Annotated in this window: 20 protein-coding genes and 1 riboswitch; of the genes, 8 read left to right on the top strand and 12 right to left on the bottom strand. The window is 46.0% G+C overall.

Annotated features, from left to right (window positions below; all coding sequences use genetic code 11):
* The first annotated feature begins 38 nt into the window (after positions 1–38).
* On the top strand, positions 39–398 hold the full coding sequence (locus tag H6X83_RS08720) for a DUF4186 domain-containing protein (protein WP_246419119.1): 360 nt from the start codon (positions 39–41) through the stop codon (positions 396–398).
* Positions 399–450: 52 nt separating this feature from the next.
* Here H6X83_RS08720 and H6X83_RS08715 read toward each other — a convergent pair whose 3' ends face one another.
* Together H6X83_RS08715 and H6X83_RS08710 are read right to left on the bottom strand one after the other, a co-directional pair.
* Positions 451–1032 carry a folate family ECF transporter S component gene (locus H6X83_RS08715; protein ID WP_212506106.1) on the bottom strand — a complete coding sequence of 194 codons (582 nt, stop codon included), beginning with the start codon at positions 1030–1032 and terminating at the stop codon, positions 451–453.
* Between the two features lie 82 nt (positions 1033–1114).
* Positions 1115–1223, bottom strand: a riboswitch (THF riboswitch).
* Positions 1224–1294: 71 nt separating this feature from the next.
* On the bottom strand, positions 1295–2119 hold the full coding sequence (locus H6X83_RS08710; protein WP_212506105.1) for a tRNA 2-thiocytidine biosynthesis TtcA family protein: 825 nt from the start codon (positions 2117–2119) through the stop codon (positions 1295–1297).
* 143 nt (positions 2120–2262) lie between these two features.
* Between H6X83_RS08710 and H6X83_RS08705 the strand changes: the two genes are divergently transcribed.
* Positions 2263–3099, top strand: coding sequence for a deoxyribonuclease IV (locus tag H6X83_RS08705; protein ID WP_212506104.1), 837 nt, complete (start codon positions 2263–2265; stop codon positions 3097–3099).
* Between the two features lie 83 nt (positions 3100–3182).
* Positions 3183–4265, top strand: a complete 1083-nt coding sequence (locus tag H6X83_RS08700; protein WP_246419117.1) for a M24 family metallopeptidase — start codon at positions 3183–3185, stop codon at positions 4263–4265.
* A gap of 64 nt (positions 4266–4329) precedes the next feature.
* Here the strand turns inward: H6X83_RS08700 and H6X83_RS08695 are convergent, their stop codons facing one another.
* Positions 4330–4851, bottom strand: coding sequence for a spore maturation protein (locus tag H6X83_RS08695; protein WP_212506103.1), 522 nt, complete (start codon positions 4849–4851; stop codon positions 4330–4332).
* Positions 4844–5428 carry a nucleoside recognition domain-containing protein gene (locus tag H6X83_RS08690; protein ID WP_212506102.1) on the bottom strand — a complete coding sequence of 195 codons (585 nt, stop codon included), beginning with the start codon at positions 5426–5428 and terminating at the stop codon, positions 4844–4846. Before H6X83_RS08690 ends, H6X83_RS08695 begins: the two co-directional genes overlap by 8 nt.
* Before the next feature lie 165 nt (positions 5429–5593).
* On the opposite strand from H6X83_RS08690, the gene H6X83_RS08685 reads away from it, so the two are divergent.
* A complete protein-coding gene (locus H6X83_RS08685; protein WP_212506101.1) occupies positions 5594–5863 on the top strand; it encodes an AbrB/MazE/SpoVT family DNA-binding domain-containing protein in 270 nt (89 codons plus the stop codon).
* A 116-nt stretch (positions 5864–5979) separates the two neighbouring features.
* Here the strand turns inward: H6X83_RS08685 and H6X83_RS08680 are convergent, their stop codons facing one another.
* The 4 genes from H6X83_RS08680 to H6X83_RS08665 are packed head-to-tail and all read right to left on the bottom strand — an operon-like array spanning position 5980 to position 10468.
* Complete coding sequence (locus tag H6X83_RS08680) at positions 5980–7011, bottom strand: protein-glutamate methylesterase/protein-glutamine glutaminase (RefSeq protein WP_212506100.1); 1032 nt, start codon at positions 7009–7011, stop codon at positions 5980–5982.
* Positions 7012–7017: 6 nt separating this feature from the next.
* A complete protein-coding gene (locus H6X83_RS08675; protein WP_343063106.1) occupies positions 7018–7857 on the bottom strand; it encodes a CheR family methyltransferase in 840 nt (279 codons plus the stop codon).
* Positions 7858–7887: 30 nt separating this feature from the next.
* Entirely contained in the window at positions 7888–8364 is a 477-nt protein-coding gene (locus H6X83_RS08670) for a chemotaxis protein CheW (RefSeq protein WP_212506099.1), read from the bottom strand.
* 10 nt (positions 8365–8374) lie between these two features.
* Positions 8375–10468, bottom strand: coding sequence for a chemotaxis protein CheA (locus tag H6X83_RS08665; RefSeq protein WP_246419115.1), 2094 nt, complete (start codon positions 10466–10468; stop codon positions 8375–8377).
* A 306-nt stretch (positions 10469–10774) separates the two neighbouring features.
* Between H6X83_RS08665 and H6X83_RS08660 the strand changes: the two genes are divergently transcribed.
* From H6X83_RS08660 to H6X83_RS08645, 4 genes are read left to right on the top strand one after another with little or no spacing between them, the layout of a single operon-like run.
* A complete protein-coding gene (locus H6X83_RS08660) occupies positions 10775–12184 on the top strand; it encodes an antitoxin (protein WP_212506098.1) in 1410 nt (469 codons plus the stop codon).
* Positions 12171–12527 carry an EscU/YscU/HrcU family type III secretion system export apparatus switch protein gene (locus H6X83_RS08655; RefSeq protein WP_212506097.1) on the top strand — a complete coding sequence of 119 codons (357 nt, stop codon included), beginning with the start codon at positions 12171–12173 and terminating at the stop codon, positions 12525–12527. The genes H6X83_RS08660 and H6X83_RS08655 overlap by 14 nt, the downstream gene beginning before the upstream one ends.
* Positions 12524–13318 carry a M15 family metallopeptidase gene (locus tag H6X83_RS08650; protein ID WP_212506096.1) on the top strand — a complete coding sequence of 265 codons (795 nt, stop codon included), beginning with the start codon at positions 12524–12526 and terminating at the stop codon, positions 13316–13318. The genes H6X83_RS08655 and H6X83_RS08650 overlap by 4 nt, the downstream gene beginning before the upstream one ends.
* A gap of 57 nt (positions 13319–13375) precedes the next feature.
* Positions 13376–14650 (top strand): EAL and HDOD domain-containing protein, encoded by a 1275-nt coding sequence (locus tag H6X83_RS08645; RefSeq protein WP_212506095.1) that lies wholly within the window; start codon positions 13376–13378, stop codon positions 14648–14650.
* Between the two features lie 85 nt (positions 14651–14735).
* Here H6X83_RS08645 and H6X83_RS08640 read toward each other — a convergent pair whose 3' ends face one another.
* The 4 genes from H6X83_RS08640 to fliS form a co-directional block, all read right to left on the bottom strand.
* On the bottom strand, positions 14736–15209 hold the full coding sequence (locus H6X83_RS08640) for a hypothetical protein (protein ID WP_212506094.1): 474 nt from the start codon (positions 15207–15209) through the stop codon (positions 14736–14738).
* Positions 15210–15295: 86 nt separating this feature from the next.
* On the bottom strand, positions 15296–15745 hold the full coding sequence (gene flgC / locus H6X83_RS08635; RefSeq protein WP_212506093.1) for a flagellar basal body rod protein FlgC: 450 nt from the start codon (positions 15743–15745) through the stop codon (positions 15296–15298).
* Positions 15746–15758: 13 nt separating this feature from the next.
* Positions 15759–16124, bottom strand: a complete 366-nt coding sequence (gene flgB, locus H6X83_RS08630; protein ID WP_212506092.1) for a flagellar basal body rod protein FlgB — start codon at positions 16122–16124, stop codon at positions 15759–15761.
* A 32-nt stretch (positions 16125–16156) separates the two neighbouring features.
* On the bottom strand, positions 16157–16558 hold the full coding sequence (fliS, locus tag H6X83_RS08625; protein WP_212506091.1) for a flagellar export chaperone FliS: 402 nt from the start codon (positions 16556–16558) through the stop codon (positions 16157–16159).
* Between the last annotated feature and the right edge of the window lie 16 nt (positions 16559–16574).

The following is a 16574-nucleotide window of genomic DNA, read 5'->3' as shown; positions in this document are numbered from 1 at the left end:
TATCCTTGAAATGAATTTTTACAAATGGGGCGGTTAAAGTGACAATTGATGAGGCACTGGACCGGTTGCAAACTTCCAAGTTTCGTGCCAGCTTTTTCTTAAAGGAACAAGACCGCAAATATGTACGGCAAAAAGGGATGGAAACTATTCGTTGGCATGCGCAGGATTTCGTGCGGCAGCGGCTAGCACCGGCTGTAATTCCGAACGATGGAAAACAGACACCGATGCACGGGCATCCCGTGTTCCTTGCGCAGCATGCCTGTGCGTGCTGCTGCCGCGGATGCCTAAATAAGTGGTATCATGTGAAAAAGGGAGTCCAGCTAAGTACAGAACAACAGGAAAAAATTGTGAATCTTTTGCTGGCATGGATTGAGCAGCAAATGAATGAACAGCAATAAAAAGCAGAAACTGCATTTTGGGGAGTTAACCATTGCAGTTTCTGCTTTTCGTTTATCTGGTAGCCTTTTGTGCGCCGAAGCGGTGGCTGGATGTTTCATAAATTTGCTGTGCTGCCTTAGCAATCAGAAAAAGCATTGCAATTTCAATCGGCAGCAGAGCAAGATTTTTTGCAATTCGTGCAGGCAGCAGTGCAGTAAAGGATTTGCCATACAGCAGTGCCCCCCACAGTGTATTTAGAAAGATATTAGAAATTAGTGTTACAGAAGACTTTGCAGCAATGACCCAGCCGAGTTTGACCGGTCGATGATATAAAAAAATACCATAAAGAAATCCGCTGGCGATTGCCGTGATGGTGTAAGCAGGGTAAAAAGGACCGTTTGGATGTAGGAAATAGCCCAGAAAATCTCCCAGTCCGCCAGTCAGCATAGCTACAACCGGGCCAAAAAGCATGGCACTTACGGCGTTTGCCAAAAATGCGAACGTAATACGCAAAGTTGGTGTAATGTAAACACCCAGGCTGGAAAGAATCAGGGCCAGTGCCATCAGCAGTGCGGCAGTGACCAGCGACGGCAGCTTCTTGAGTTCAGCAGCCGAGTCCCGAAAAAGGGACAGAAAATCCGTGCTTTTTTGCATAAAAATACCTCCAAAGATGCAGCGCACGCAGGACGGTACAAAGATTGTGCCCATCAAGTGCTGCATATCATTGGAGGTATGCAGCAGCGGGATGCGAAAACCACACCGCAAGCAAAACGGTTGTTTTGCTTTTCGTCCCGCCGACAACTCCCCGTTCGGCGGGCACTTTACGCGTAATTTCCTACTCTGCTGGCTACGATTTAATTGATGGCTTTATCTTAGCAGAAGAAGGCAAACAATGCAAGTCTTTTCTGCAAATCTGTCATATATCATAATTTTCAAGAAAACTGTGGTGCTCTTTTTGCTGCCGCCAACTAATGAGTGTTTCTAAATTTACATCCTGTGCACTGCGGAAAATATTGCGGTCTACCTGCGGATTCTGTGCGCGCAGGTAGGCAATCAGCGCTTTTACTTCGGCTCGTTTGCCAGCACTGCCGGGGTCACGTGCACCCTGTTCCGTAAAGCGGCAGGCACACTGAAGAAACTGCAGATTATTGTAACGCTTCCACGCCAGAATGTCCTGTTCATGCACCAGATACAGCGGCCGGATTAACTGCATGCCGGCAAAGTTCTGGCTGTGCAGCTTTGGCATCATGGTGCGCATTTCAGCACCATACAGCATGCTCATTAGGATCGTTTCAATGACGTCGTCAAAGTGGTGGCCAAGCGCAATTTTGTTGCAGCCAAGTTCCTGTGCGTGGCGGTAAAGATAACCGCGCCGCATCCGCGCACACAGGTAACAGGGGGACTTTTCTTCATTTACAACGATATTAAAAATATCTGTTTCAAAAATATGCACTGGAATATGCAGCGTTTCGCAGTTGGAGAGCAGCAGCGCACGGTTTTCCGGATTATAACCGGGGTCCATGGCGATAAACTCAAGCGAAAATGGGATTTCCGTGTACTTCTGCAAATGCTGCATACAACAGGCCAGCAGAACGCTGTCTTTTCCGCCGGAAATGCACACGGCGATTTTATCGCCTGGTTTTATTAATTCATAGTCTTTGATGCCGCCGATAAAGCGGTTCCAAATCGGTTTGCGGTATTTTTTAATGAGGCTGCGTTCAACTTCGAGATACTTTTCCATTGATTTTTCCTCTGTCTGCTTTATAATAAGAATAACTACTATTTTGAAACTGCGGCTGTTTTGCTGGAACTTTCTTATTGTATCGCCTGAGAAACCATACCGCAACACTTAGAGATGAATTTTTTCAAGAAAGGAATCAAAAAATGCATATCGGTTCACATCTTTCTGCATCCGGCGGCTTATTGCATATGGGCAAGGAAGCTTTGTCAATGGATGCAGATACTTTTCAGTTCTTTACGAGGAATCCGCGCGGCGGCAGAGCCAAGGCAATAGACGCTGATGACGCGGCGGCATTGCGTAAATTGATGGAGGAGCATCACTTCGCGCCGATTGTTGCGCATGCACCTTATACGCTGAACGCCTGTGCTGCCAAACCGGAAGTGCAGGAATTTGCCTTACAGACTATGAAAGATGACCTTGCACGTATGGAGTATCTGCCGGGCAACTATTACAATTTTCACCCCGGCAGCCATGTGGGGCAGGGAGCAGAAACAGGAATCCGAAAAATTATTGATGTACTGAATGAAGTCCTCACTCCTGAGCAGAACACAACCGTCTTGTTGGAAACGATGGCTGGCAAAGGAACCGAGGTTGGCCGCAGCTTTGAGGAACTGCGCGAAATTTTGGACGGAGTCCGGCTTTCACAAAAAGTGGGTGTTTGCTTAGATACCTGCCATGTGTTTGACGCTGGCTACGACATTGTGAACGATTTGGACGGTGTACTAAATGAATTCGACCATGTAATTGGTCTGGAATGCCTTAGAACCGTTCATTTGAATGACAGTAAAAACACCTGCGGAAGCCATAAAGACCGCCACGAGGCCGCAGGAGAGGGCTTTATAGGTATGCTGGCACTTACACGTGTCTTGACACATTCGGCACTGAAAAATTTGCCGTTCATTTTGGAAACACCGCTTGATACAGCCGGCCATGCGCAGGAGATTGCGAAGCTGCGTGCCGCTGCATCAAATGCGGGCTGATTTTGTCTGATTTTGCCTTTACAAATCGGCAGAGCGCGGTATACTGGTAATAAGATTAGCTAAGGGAAAGAAGGACAAAGTACATGGTGAAAATTCATCAGAACCGTTTGAAAGCAGTTACAGAGAACATGAAACGGCAGGGGCTGCCGCAGATTTTGGTTTCTTCAACTGCCTCCGTTTATTATTTGACCGGATTGTGGATTGAACCAATGGAACGATTGCTGGTGCTGTACATTCGTGACAACGGTGAATGCGCGCTGTTCGGAAATGCACTTTTTGGACTGACTCCCGGCGGTGATGTACCGCTGTATGTACATACTGATGCCGATGACCCGCTGCACGACCTTGTAAAGGTTGTACACCCCGGTGTGTTGGGCATAGATAAAAGCTGGGCAAGCAGCCATCTGCTCAGCCTGATGCATCAGCGCCCGGATATTACGCCGAAGGTAGGCAGTGCGCCGGTGGACGAAGCCCGTATGAAAAAGGACAGTCAGGAAATTGAGGCACTCCGCAGTGCTTCCCAGATTAATGATGAGGTTATGGAAGCATCCCTTGCGGCGATTCATGACGGCGCAAGTGAAAAGGAACTGGCCGCTTACGTGGAGCACCAGTTTGCGCTGCACGGTGCTGACCGCGCGACAGAGGGTATGATTGTATCCTTTGGCGCAAACGGTGCTGATCCGCACCACTGCCCGGACAACACACTTGCTAAGTCCGGCGACTCCATGGTGTTTGATATTTATATTCCAATCAACCGCTATTGGTGCGATATGACCCGCACAGTTTTCTTTAAAGAAGCAGATGACGAAAGCCGAAGGATTTATGAAACTGTGCGAAAAGCTAACCTTGCAGCAGAAGCTATGATTCACCCGGGTGTTAAAATGTGCGAGATTGACAGCACAGCAAGAAGCATCATTGAGGATGCAGGGTACGGCCCTTATTTTACGCACCGCCTTGGCCACGGATTGGGCATTGACTGCCACGAGCCGCCGGACAACAGTGCTGTTAATCAAACCGTGGCAGTTTCAGGCATGGTGTTTTCGGTAGAGCCGGGCATTTATCTGCCGGAAAAAATAGGCGTTCGGATTGAAGATTTGGTACTGGTAACCGAAGATGGCTGTGAAGTGCTCAATCACTACAAAAAGGATTTACAGATTATTCGCTGATGCAGTGAGAGCGTTAAAAAAGCGGCAGGACAATTTTTTCACAAATTGTCCTGCCGCTTTTATATCAGTGAAAAATGAAGTGTACAGCAAGCGGTGCAATGATGCAGGCAACAAAATCACCAAACAGCGCCGCCGGAAGGGTGTGGCGGGTTTTGTGTACCCGGATGCTGCCGTAGTATACCGCAATGCAGTAAAATGCGGTTTCGGTGCTTCCTGCCAAAACTGCCGCAACACGCCCTGTAAAGCTGTCTGCGCCGTTTTGCTGCAGGATTTGGGTTAGGACCGCGGTGGCACCACTGCCAGACACAGGTTTCATCAGGACCAAAGGCGCGGTAGCAGGGGGAAGCCCCAGCGCGTGCATGACGGGTGCCAATGCATTTGCCAGCAAATCTAATGCACCGCTGGCTTGCAGCATAGCAACGCCGGTCATGAGTCCGACCAGCGTGGGGAGGATAGAAAAAGAGGTTTTCAGTCCTTGCTTTGCTCCCTCTGTAAAAGCGTCGAAAACGGGAACTTTCCGCGCAAGGCAGAAAACAACAATGCATACAACGGAAATGGGAACAGCAATTACACCTAATTTATCCACTGAAACGCCTTTCTAACAGTTTGGCCATTGTTACAGCTGCCAGCAGCGCACAGATAGAAGTAATCCACACAGCGGGCAAAATGTCAAATGGTTGGGCCGCACCGTACTTTCCGCGCAGCGTGGCCATAAAGGTTGGAATCAGCTGCAGAGAAGAAGTGTTCAGCACAACAAAAAGTACCATTGCGTTGTCAGCAACACCCGATGTGGTGTCCGATTCTTTCTTCAGTTCCTGCATGGCAGCAATGCCAAGCGGTGTGGCGGCGTTGCCAAGACCAAGGAGATTCGCGGTCAGGTTCATACACACAGCGCCAAGCGCGGGACTGTTTTTGCGCAGTTTAGGGAATAACCAACGCAGAATTGGCGAAAGAAGCTTAGCAAGCAGTTTTGTTAAGCCGCCTTTCTCGGCAGCATGCATCAGCCCCGTCCAAAAGCACATCATGCCCAGCGTAGTTAAGCATAATTCTACTGCACTTCCCGCCCCACTCAAAACTGCAGCAGAAAGCTGTTCCATACGACTGGTACAAATTGCACAAATAAAGCTAATAATTATCATTCCGGCCCAAATCCAGTTAAGCATTTTTACTACCCCCAGAGCATGTATACTGTAATAACTGTGGAAATATTCAAAAATGAAAATTTTTCATTTGAAAATATTGACTTTTTTTGGCGAATCATCTACTATTATGGAACAAGGGTATTACATTTTATTATTGGAACTCTAACACAGGAAGGATGCTAAAAAATGAAATCAACAGGAATTATGCGTAAAGTCGATGAATTGGGTCGAATTGTACTGCCGAAGGAACTGCGTAAAGCGCTGGACATCAAGGAGAAGGATCCACTCGAAATCTTTGTTGGTGAAAGCGGCGAAATCATTCTCCGCAAATATCAGCCTGCATGTATTTTCTGCAACAGCATGGACGGAATCATTACATACAAGGGTCACAATGTCTGCCGTCACTGCATGGAGAAACTGGCACACCGCTTGACAGTTGAAGAGGCTGAGGAGTAATTTTCACTTTGAACTGTAGTCAGGGCTAGATTACAGATCATTGCACAACTGCAATACCCGAAGTAAAAAAGAAGCGACCGCAAAACTGCGGCCGCTTCTTTTTATTGAAATTTTTATCAGTGTTTGCTGAGCTGGTACAGAATTTCATCGGAGATCTGGTCAAGCGGGAGCTGTTTGCAGACACCTCCCATTTTATAGGCCTCCATCGGCATTCCATAAACAACACAGGAAGCTTGGTCCTGACCAATGGTGTAGGCACCGGCCTGACGCATACGGAGCAGCCCCTTCGCACCGTCTGCACCCATTCCGGTAAGGATGACACCGATTACCCGGCACTTTGCAACATCTGCAACCGAGTTGAACAGAACATCAACAGAGGGACAGTGGCCGTTTACACGTTCACCGGTTTGGCTGCGGATATAATATCCACGGGCATCTTTGCACAGCCGCATGTGATGTTCACCAGCTGCAATGAGAATTCGTCCCTGTTCAATTCGGTCATTGTCGGCAGCTTCCTTAACAGACATCTTACAGATTCTATCAAGACGCTCCGCATACATATTTGTAAAAACAGGCGGCATATGCTGCACAATCATAACGCCGGGCGTTGTTGCAGGCAAATCCTTTACAACTTCCAAAATGGCCTCGGTTCCGCCGGTAGATGCACCGATGGCAATGATAGTGCTTTGGTTTAGGGGGCGTATCGCAGACAAGCGCTGCGTTAGGCTGGGTGCTGTGACCTGCATGTTTGCTTTATGCACTTTTGCGGTGGAAGCAATTTTGATTTTAAAAGAAAGGTCACGAACAAATTTCTGCATGTCAGCCGGTGACTTTACTACCGGCTTTTTTACGAAATCCACAGCACCGGCGCTTAATGCATCCAAGGCATTGGTCGGAGTGGAGGTAACTACTACCACCGGTACTGGCGTCTGCGGAATCAACTGTTTTAAAAATTCGATACCGCTCATGTGTGGCATTTCCACATCCAGTGTGACCACATCCGGATGCAGAGAAAGAATTTTCTGTTTGGCATCCACGGGGTCAATAGCGGTTGCAATTACGTCGATTCGTGTATCCTGAGAAAGACTCATTTGCAGCTGTTTTCGAAAGACAAGGGAGTCGTCCACAACGAGTACGCGAATTGCCATAGGTCATTACTCCCCTCTTTGATAAATTGCAGGCTGTACATAGCGGAACTTGGTAGCCTCTTTATTAATTACCTCAGAGTGGCCGATAAACAAATATCCGCCGGGTGCAATAACATTATAAAATTTTTCAATCAGCCTGTCTGTGGTGGGTGCGTCAAAGTAAATCATCACATTGCGACAGAAAATAATATCAAATGGTTTTATGAAATGAAACGGTTCCATTAGGTTCAGCGGCTTAAAAACGACTTCTTTCCGAATTTTGTCGCAGACCTGATAAGTTCCGTCTCCGAGAGATTTAAAATACTTTTGTTTCCAGATGGGAGGAACATTTGTCAGGTTATTATCCGGGTAAACAGCAGCTTGCGCACGTTTCAGCACATCCATGGAAATGTCGGTAGCCAGAATGGTTGTGTCCCACAAATGTTTGTTTGCTCCGAAATACTGGTCAATGGTCATGGCCATATTGTAGGCTTCCTGACCAGCGGAGCAGCCTGCGCTCCAAATGCGCAGATCATGGCTGCTGCGGGTACGTTCCATGTAGGGAAGAGCTGTGTTTGCAAGATAATTAAAGTGCTCGTTTTCTCTTGCAAAATAAGAATGATTGGTGGTAATTTTGTTTAGGAATGTGGTCATTTCCGCACCGGTTCGGTCTGCTTTCAGCAAGTCTATGTATTGACGAAAAGAGGAGAGACCTTTTTGATGCAGAGTCTGCGAAAGGCGGCCCTCAATCAGGACCCGCTTTTTAATCAGGTTGATTCCATACTTGGAGTGGACAAAATCCACAAGTGTTTTAAACTCCTGGTCGGTAAGGTGAACCAGGCCGGTTTGAGCACTTTGTTCCATCATAATGAAAAACCCCTTTACAAAGAGAATTATTTAGTATGGGCGCAGGTCAGTGGCAAGAAATTTTTCAAGGTCAATATTCAGTACCGTGTGGTTTTCCCGTTGTACAACTGAGCTAAGAAACTGATTTTCCTGTACGTAAGTTTTTGGCGGGACCGCGGCCTTGTTCAGATCAACCGAAATGACCTCTGATACGCTGTCTACGATCAGTCCGATATGCATGTCCTGTATATCGATTACGATAATGCAGGTCAGGTCGTCATATGGGCGCTCCGATTTATTCATTTTCAGGCGGGTGTCAATGACCGGGACAACTTTACCGCGCAGATTGATCAGCCCCTTTACATGAGAGGGAATGTTGGGTACAGCAGTAATGGACTGAATCCCGATGATTTCCAGAACATTCACAAGGCTGATGCCATAAATGGTGTCCTCAATCGCAAAAGTGAGAAAGCGATTGCTCAAATCATCTGTTGCCATCACAGTAGCCAAAGCAGTATTTTCACTCATCTTTTTCACCTTACCTTTCAGAATTCAGGAGATTGCGGATATCCAGAATCAGACTGATGCTGCCGTTGCCAAGGATGGTACAGCCGGACAGTCCGCTGCTTTTTAGATTGTATTTGTTGAAGAACGGCGGGAATGGTTTGACAACCACCTGCTGTTCGCCGAGAAGTTCGTCTGCAAAGATGCAGGCAATATCACTGCCGCTTTCCACCTGAATAACGATGCCGTCTTTCAGGTCTGTTACTTCGGTGGGAATGTTAAAGTATTCATACAGACGAATAATCGGATAGCACTCACCACGCAGCATAATCATATCAGTGCCGTCGGCGTTGTGCATTATTGGGCTGTCGTCTGTCAGTTTGAAGGACTGCTTAATGGAGGTAATGGGTACGCTGAAGGTTGTTTTGCCGAGAGAGATATCCATTACATCCATGATTGCCAGTGTCAGCGGAATTTTTAATGTAAAGGTAGTGCCTTTGTTTTTTTCACTATGAATAGAAATGTTGCCGCCGACATTTTCTACGTTTTTGCGGACAACATCCATGCCGACACCACGGCCGGAGTATTCCGTTACGTTTTCATTCGTGGAAAAGCCCGGGAGCATAATCAGGTGGAAAATTTCTTTGTCGGTATATTCCTCTTCCGGTTTGGTTAGAATACCGTTGCGCTTTGCTTTTTCCAGAATTCCGGCAGTATCCAAACCGCGGCCGTCATCGGCAATATCAATCAGAATTTCACCGCCTGCATTGCGGGCAGAAAGCGTAATCGTGCCGGTTTCCGGTTTGCCAAGTTGGCGGCGTTCCTCTGGGGATTCGATGGCGTGGTCCATGGAGTTGCGAATCATGTGCATAAATGGGTCAGTCAGTGCGTCGTTGATGGTTTTATCCACCTCAGTGTCACCACCGACTGTGACAAGTTCTACCTTTTTATCCAACTTTTTGCTCATATCGCGGACGATTCGATTCATCTTCTGGAAGTTGCCGGTCAGAGGCACCATGCGGATGGACATGACCACATCCTGCAGCTCATCCGTAAGCTTGCGAAGTTCACGGAAAGATTTTGTAAAGTTGTCCAGTTTCAAACCGACCAAGTCCTGATTGCTGGAAACCATCGATTCTGCGGTAACCAGTTCGCCAACCAGATCCATCAAATGGTCCAGTTTAGACTGATTTACGCTGATAAGGCTCTGCTTGACACCTTTATTGCCGCTGTTGGAATTGCCGGAAGCGGCTGATGTTTGGGCCGGTGTATTGTTCTCTTTTTTGGCAGCCGGTGCAGCCTGAGCAGTATCTTGATTTTCAGACTTTGCCTGAACAGCCGACTTTTCCTCTTCCGCGCCAAGAACTTCATAGGATTTTATGCTGCTGGTGGATTCAATCACTTTGATTACATCATCTAGAGAATTGGAAGGTTTGAGAATTACAACAAAGCCGTTCTTAACAATGGACTCGCACAGGGAGGAGTCGGTTTCCGGATGCGGCGGATCAGAGTCCAGAAAATCACAATGGTCCTTCAACTGTGTCATCAGCATAAAAGCGCGGATGTTTTCCATCTGAGATTCATCAGCAAAGAACACCCGGATTTGTGTAATGTCATCACCTGTAGGTACGGCAGAAGTTCCTTCCTTGGCGGCAGGTGCAGCACTTTCGGCAGCCGGAGTTTCCGGTGCCTTCGCTTTTGCGGGTTCACCCTTCATAATGGCGGCCTGTTCTTCCAAACGATTAATCAGGTCGGTGGGGTCGGCGGCAGTGTAGTCACTGCCGTTGTTTTGAATTGCTTCAATTTCCTGACGCAGGAAATCGGAGGACTGAAAAATGAGGTCGAAAAGGTTGTCAAAGACCATGTTGAGCCGTGTTGGGTCTTCACGAATCAGGAAGAACACGTCCTCTACCGAATGGGCAAGGTTGGAGATTTCACTGAAGCTCATCATTGCAGCAGAACCTTTTGTAGTGTGCATGATGCGGAAAATCTCGTTGATGCTATCTTCACTCAGGCTTTTCTGCTTTTCAGAGTCCAGCATGATTTCATCCAACTGGTCCAGCAGAGAGGTCGTTTCATAGATGAAAGCTTCCAATAAAGAATCCATGCTTGAATCTACTGTGCTCATTTTTACCTGCTCCTTTTTAAATGAAATTGGGTGGATTGTCCTGCTCCTGAAAATGGCGTAAAAGATTTTGCAGAAAACTATTTGCCATAAATAGCAGCAAAACCCAACAAATACTTTTTACAAAAATAAAAAAGAATTATACATATCGTTAAAACCCACTCAATAAAGATTATTGCATTTTTTTTTAAAAACTTAATAGTGAATGTTGAGAAAAGACAAAAAATATATGATAATTATATATAGAGTATATTGTGTTCCGTTAAAATCCTTTTCGGACAGGTACGGTCACAAAAATGAGGTGATTCGTTGGCTGATATCTTAAAGATTACCAGCCCCGTGGTAGATAAAAACCAGCAGACCCAGGTTCGCGCCGGCACAAGTACAGCAGCAACCGCGCCTTTCCAGATGCAGGATATTGCAAAAATTGCGCAGACCACCGCGCAAACCGGTATTTTGAAGCAAAATACCGGCCTTGTAAAAGAGGGAAGCCCCAATATCCTTGAAAATCTGCTGAAAGATCCTTCGGTTACAGAAACTTATCTGAAAAATATTTTTATGCTGGAGGAAATTTTTAAGCTTCTTCCGGCAAATAACCAGACGGTTACGGATGAGATTGAAAATCTTTTTGAGCTGATGTTGGTTAAGCCGGATGAAGTGGCGCAGGAAATGATATCGCAGGAGCAGGCTGCCACTTCGTTTCGCGGCGAACTTTTTACACTGCTGCGTCAGGTTAGCAGCGAAGCAGGGCAGGGTGCCGAAATTCAGCCGGCGATTGCCAATCTGTTGCGGGCGCTCAATCATTATATAGGGAACAAGGATATTCGGGATGCAGTAGCAAACAGCTTTTCATTTCTTGCGGACAAGCTTTCCTCCAGCAAAAGTTTGGCACCGCGGCTGGAGCAGCTGGCAGAACGCTTTCGTGCGCCGGATTCTGAGCAGCAGTTTCAGCAGTTGAAGCAGGATGCACTTTCTTTGCTGCAGAATGTTCGGAACAGTGTGCTTTTTTCACAGAAACTGGAAAAAGTTGTTTCTATAACGATTTACAATCTTTCCCGCCACAACAGCAACAAACAGTTTCTGCAGGAGAGTGCAATCGAAGTTTGGCGGCTGTTGGATTTCAGGACGCGGGGACAGTTTAAAGCACTGCTTACCGAATACCTGCATGCTGCGGATGAAGCTGATAAAAAGTCGGAGATCGCTTCTTCTAAAGTAATGGATACTCTGGTGAAGCTGCTTTCCGGTGAAGCGCAGGGAAAGGTCAGTGAGGCTGAGCAGGGCCGTATGGAAAAAATCATCCGCAGCCTGCTTTCTTCGCCGAGCAATTTTACGCCGCTGCTGCATTTTGTTATTCCGATGGCGTATGAGGACCTGCGCTCTTTTGCGGAAATTTGGATTGACCCGCAAAGCCAGGACCGCGGGGAAAAGCAGGACGAGGAGAAGGGGATTCACGTTCTGCTGGTTATTGACATAGAGGCATTTGGCCGCTTTGAAGCAGAAGTTTATGAAAAAAACAATGAGGTGGACTTTACGCTTTACTGTCCGCCGCCGCTGGTAAAGTCATACCAGAAATTTGGGCAGACAGTATCTGCAATTTTAAAGCCGACTTCTTATTATGCCGGTGCGATTCAGGTTAAGGAACTGCAGAATCCACGCTCCCTGATGCAGGTATTCAAAACTTTACCATACAGAAGGACTGGTGTGGATGTCAAGATCTGAAGAAGAAAAAGCGGTCGCTCTGAAATATAATCCGGAGGATGATAAAGCGCCGGTCGTGATTGCTTCCGGCTATGGAGAAATTGCGGAGCGGATTATTGATATTGCGGAAGAACGCGGAATCCCTGTATATCGGGATGACAGCGCAGCTTCAATGATGTGCATGCTGCAGGTTGGCACTACAATTCCGCCCGAACTGTATGAAGCAATCGCTAAAATTTATGTGGAAATTCTAAAGCTCGCAGATACGGTTAAGAATCCGGATGGTTTGCCGCAGAAACCTGCGGCAAAGCCGAATCCACAGCAAACTGACAGTCCAGCAGGAAAGGAGCCGCCTGTGTCATGAATTACATGGAACGCCGGCATCAGCGCATGCAGGAGGAGGAAAAAAGGGAAAAGCGGCTCAAACGAAGAAATTCACGCATGAGTTGGCTGATGTGTTTAATCGGTATTGCGCTGCTTTTCTTTTACAAAGTCAATATGTCAACTGTAGCAGCAAAAGAAACAAAGAGCAGCACTTCTGCAGCCAGTGTCCAGACTGCGAGTGTGCCTAGTGTTGCTGCTTCCAGTGATAGTGATTCGGCTCAGAAAACAGCCGCACTTGCTGCGGATTGGCGGCTGATACTGGTTAACCGCAGTTCGCCGCTGCCAACTGATTTTGCAGTTGCACTGACTACCAGAAAAGACGGTTCCCGTGTGGATGAACGTATTGAAGCAGAATTGGAAGAAATGTTCCGTGCAGCACAAAACGATGATGTTGCGCTGAAGGTCTGTTCAGCCTACCGCAGTGTTTCACAGCAAAAGCAACTCTATCACGCTGAAAGTTTTGCCTCCGGTACACCGGTATCTGTTCAGCCGGCAGGTGAGAGTGAACATCACACAGGTTTGGCACTGGATATTGTAACAACATCTTACCAGACGTTGGACAGCAGGTTTGTGAAAACACCGGCTTATGCGTGGCTGCAGAAAAATTCTTGGGAATATGGTTTTGTTCTGCGATATCCCAAGGATAAAGAGAAAATCACCGGTGTCATTTATGAACCGTGGCACTTCCGCTACGTTGGTAAAGACTATGCGAAAGTCATGAATGAAAAACAAATGTGTCTGGAAGAATATCGTCAGTCACTGGGCATATGATGCTGTGTGAATTGTGAAGTTCAAATATGATATAAAATTCAGGGAGGAATCCATAAAATGGAAACTTGTATTGTCCGTCAACCGATTATGAATCGTGAAAAAAAAGTCGTTGCATATGAAGTTATGTTTCAAGAGAACGAGTCTTCTCTTTATAATCAGCAGGATACGCGTGCAGCAAACGCGATTCAGGATTTTTTTATGGGACTTGACCAGAACAATTTCCTGGGTGATAAGGATGCATTTGTTACCTTTACGCCTAATCTTTTGATGAAAAACATTCCACGCATTTTTTCTGAAAAGCGCTTGGTAATTCAAATTGAGGATAATGTCATCGTTCATCCATTGGCACAACGAATTATTTGCCGTTATAAAAAGCAGGGCTATCGGCTGGCATTGATGAATTTTGAGTTTACCCCGCGCTGTTTCGGTATTCTGGACAATATCACGATTATCAAAATTAATTTTTCCAATCCGTCTGACCCGAACATTGCACAGTTGGTGAGCGTTGCACGCAGCTTTGGCAAACAGGTTGCAGCGTACAATGTGAACACAGAAAAGGCTATGGAGAAAGCAAACGAATTGCAGGTGGATTTCTATCAGGGCAAGAATGTTGCAAATCTGCTGAGCACAAATGTGCGCCGTATGGATCATTTACAGACAAACTTCTTCCAGCTAATGGTTGCTGCTACCAGAGAAGAACCTAATATGGACGACATTGAGCGCATCATTAGTCAGGATGTTACACTTACATATGCGCTGCTGAAAATGGTGAACTCCAGTTATTTTGCTTTGAGCAATAAAGTTACATCCGTAATGCAGGCATTGATGATTCTTGGCATCGGTCAGCTGAAACAATGGGTTTACCTGATGAGTTTCAGCGGGGAAGAGGACAGTGCAAACAACGAATTGATTCGCACTGCTTTCCTGCGCGGCAGTATGTGCCAGGCACTTGTCGATTTCCTGCCGGATTTTCCTCTTGCTCGTTCGGAAGCGTATCTGTTGGGCATGTTCTCTACTCTGGATACATTGCTGCAGGTGCCGCTTGAGAGTGCATTGGAGGCACTTCCGGTTTCCGAAGAACTGAAAGCCGGTTTGCTTACAGGCGAAGGAAAGAGCGGGGCGCTGCTGCGTTTGGTTGTAAAATATGAAGATGCAGATTGGCACGCGGTTGCAAATGCAGCTGCGACACTTGACCTTAGCATGACGTTTATTGCACAGAAATATTTGGAGTGCGTCGAGTATGTCAATGATATCTGGGATGATCTGATGAATCCGTTTGAAGATCAAAAATCGGATGGCAACAGCGACGACGAAGAAGATAAAACAGATTGATTCTAAAGTCAAAAAAGCAAGGCTCACAGCTATGTTCCTATTGTGAGCCTTGCTTTTTTATAAGAAATTATTCTTGTTGAAAAAATTAAACGCTTGCGCTTTTACTGTCTCGCTGACGCAGCTGGGCAATGCGCCGATAGTTTTGAAAGGCTTGCCGCACAGAATCTTCAAAATCAATTCCAAAAAAAGAAGGAACCAGAAAAGTAAAAATGAAATCGATATCTTCGCCTTCACGCAGGGCAGCCAGCACTTCAGTGACAATTACAGAGTTTAAAAACTGCAGACCGCTAAGGTTAGAACTGACAATGCTGTTATAAAGAACGGTGCGAAGCTGTTCAACAGATTTCGCATCCATGTATATTTGAATTGCATTTTCTAGAAATGGTCCGGCATTTTTGGCACGGCTGCTGGCAAGGAAGTCATCTACTGCGCGGATACCACCCCCGTGTGCGACAAAAGCGAACTCAGCCATTGTATAAATTGTTTGCAGACATTCCTGCTTATCGTTTCTGGAACACTGAATCCGCTGCGCGAAGTACTCTGTATCCATATTCTGCAATCAGCAGACCTCCTTTACTAAAGTAATAGAGCAACACAATAAAGACAGGCAGACGAATGCCTACCTGTCTTTATTACACAAAATGATCAGGAATTGCCACCAATAGAGAGGGCCTTCATTGACATAGCTTTTACAACACTTAATGCAGTCAGATTGGCAGAATAAGCATTAGAAGAGGCTAGTAAGTCTGTCCGTTCTTCTGTGGTATCCACATTTGGGTACATTACATAGCCCTGTGCATTTGCGTTAGGGTTATCAGGGTCATAAACAGGTTTAAAATCGCGGTCACTCTCTACAATCTGACTTACCCGGACACCGCCGCTTTTACCTGTATCCAGTGTATTCTGCGCGTCCTGCAACGATTCCTGAAAAGTAAGAGGACGCTCCTGAAAAACCAACTGTTTGCGGCGATAAGGTTCTTTACCTTTTTCAGCGGGGATACTGGCATTTGAGATATTTTGCATAATGGTATTCATGCGGTAGCGTTCAGCAGTCAGTGCGCTGCCGGCAATATCCATAGAACCCAGAAAAGCCATTGGTCACGCCTCCTTATTTAAATGCATTGTTCAACACATACTTAAAGTTGTTGAACTGAGAGTTCATTTTATTTGTTAGATAGGAATACTGTACATAGCTTTTGTACAGTTCCAAACTTTGTGAATCGGTGTCTACATTGTTGCCGTCCAAACGATTTTGAGTATTTTCTTCTGTATCAACGCTCGTTTTAAATGCATAATCACCGGATGTAGAGGTGTTAGCCATGTTTGAGTTAAGCATATCTTCAAACTTAACACTTTTACATTTATAATTAGGTGTTTCCACATTGGAAATATTTTGTTGAAGAACTTGCTGCTGAAGCCAGCTAGCGTTTAAACCGCCTTCCAGTGCATGAAAAGCTTTTGTATCAAAGAGCAACGAAAATCCCTCGCTTTCATGAAGAAAATGAATTATGCCTGTCCACTGACTGAACTGCCGCGAGAAAGCTTGTCCGCTTTCTCATAAGTCCTTTGAAGTTCAGATATCATTGGAATAATTTCTTCCAATGGAGCGGAATCTTTATGGACATATGCCTGCATAATCTGACTTATGAAATAATCATACAACATATCCAGGTTTTTTGCAATGTCATATTTGAAATCAAGTGTCGTTTTTAAGTATTTCAGCACAGTTTGTGCCTTTTGCAGCGAATCATCAATTTTCGCGTACAAATGAAGGTCTTTTTTATCAAGGTCGATTTTGGCAGCGGACAGTTCTTTGATTACTTTATCGTAAAGCTTTGAGAGCATTTCGCCCGGGGTCATTGTCATTACGGATTTTTTCTGATAAGCTTCATAAGGGTTAATAGCCAAAAAATCACCTCATTGT

It is taken from the genome of Caproicibacterium amylolyticum (genome assembly GCF_014467055.1).
GTDB lineage: Bacteria > Bacillota > Clostridia > Oscillospirales > Acutalibacteraceae > Caproicibacterium > Caproicibacterium amylolyticum.
This window is presented reverse-complemented; position numbering and strand designations above follow the sequence as displayed.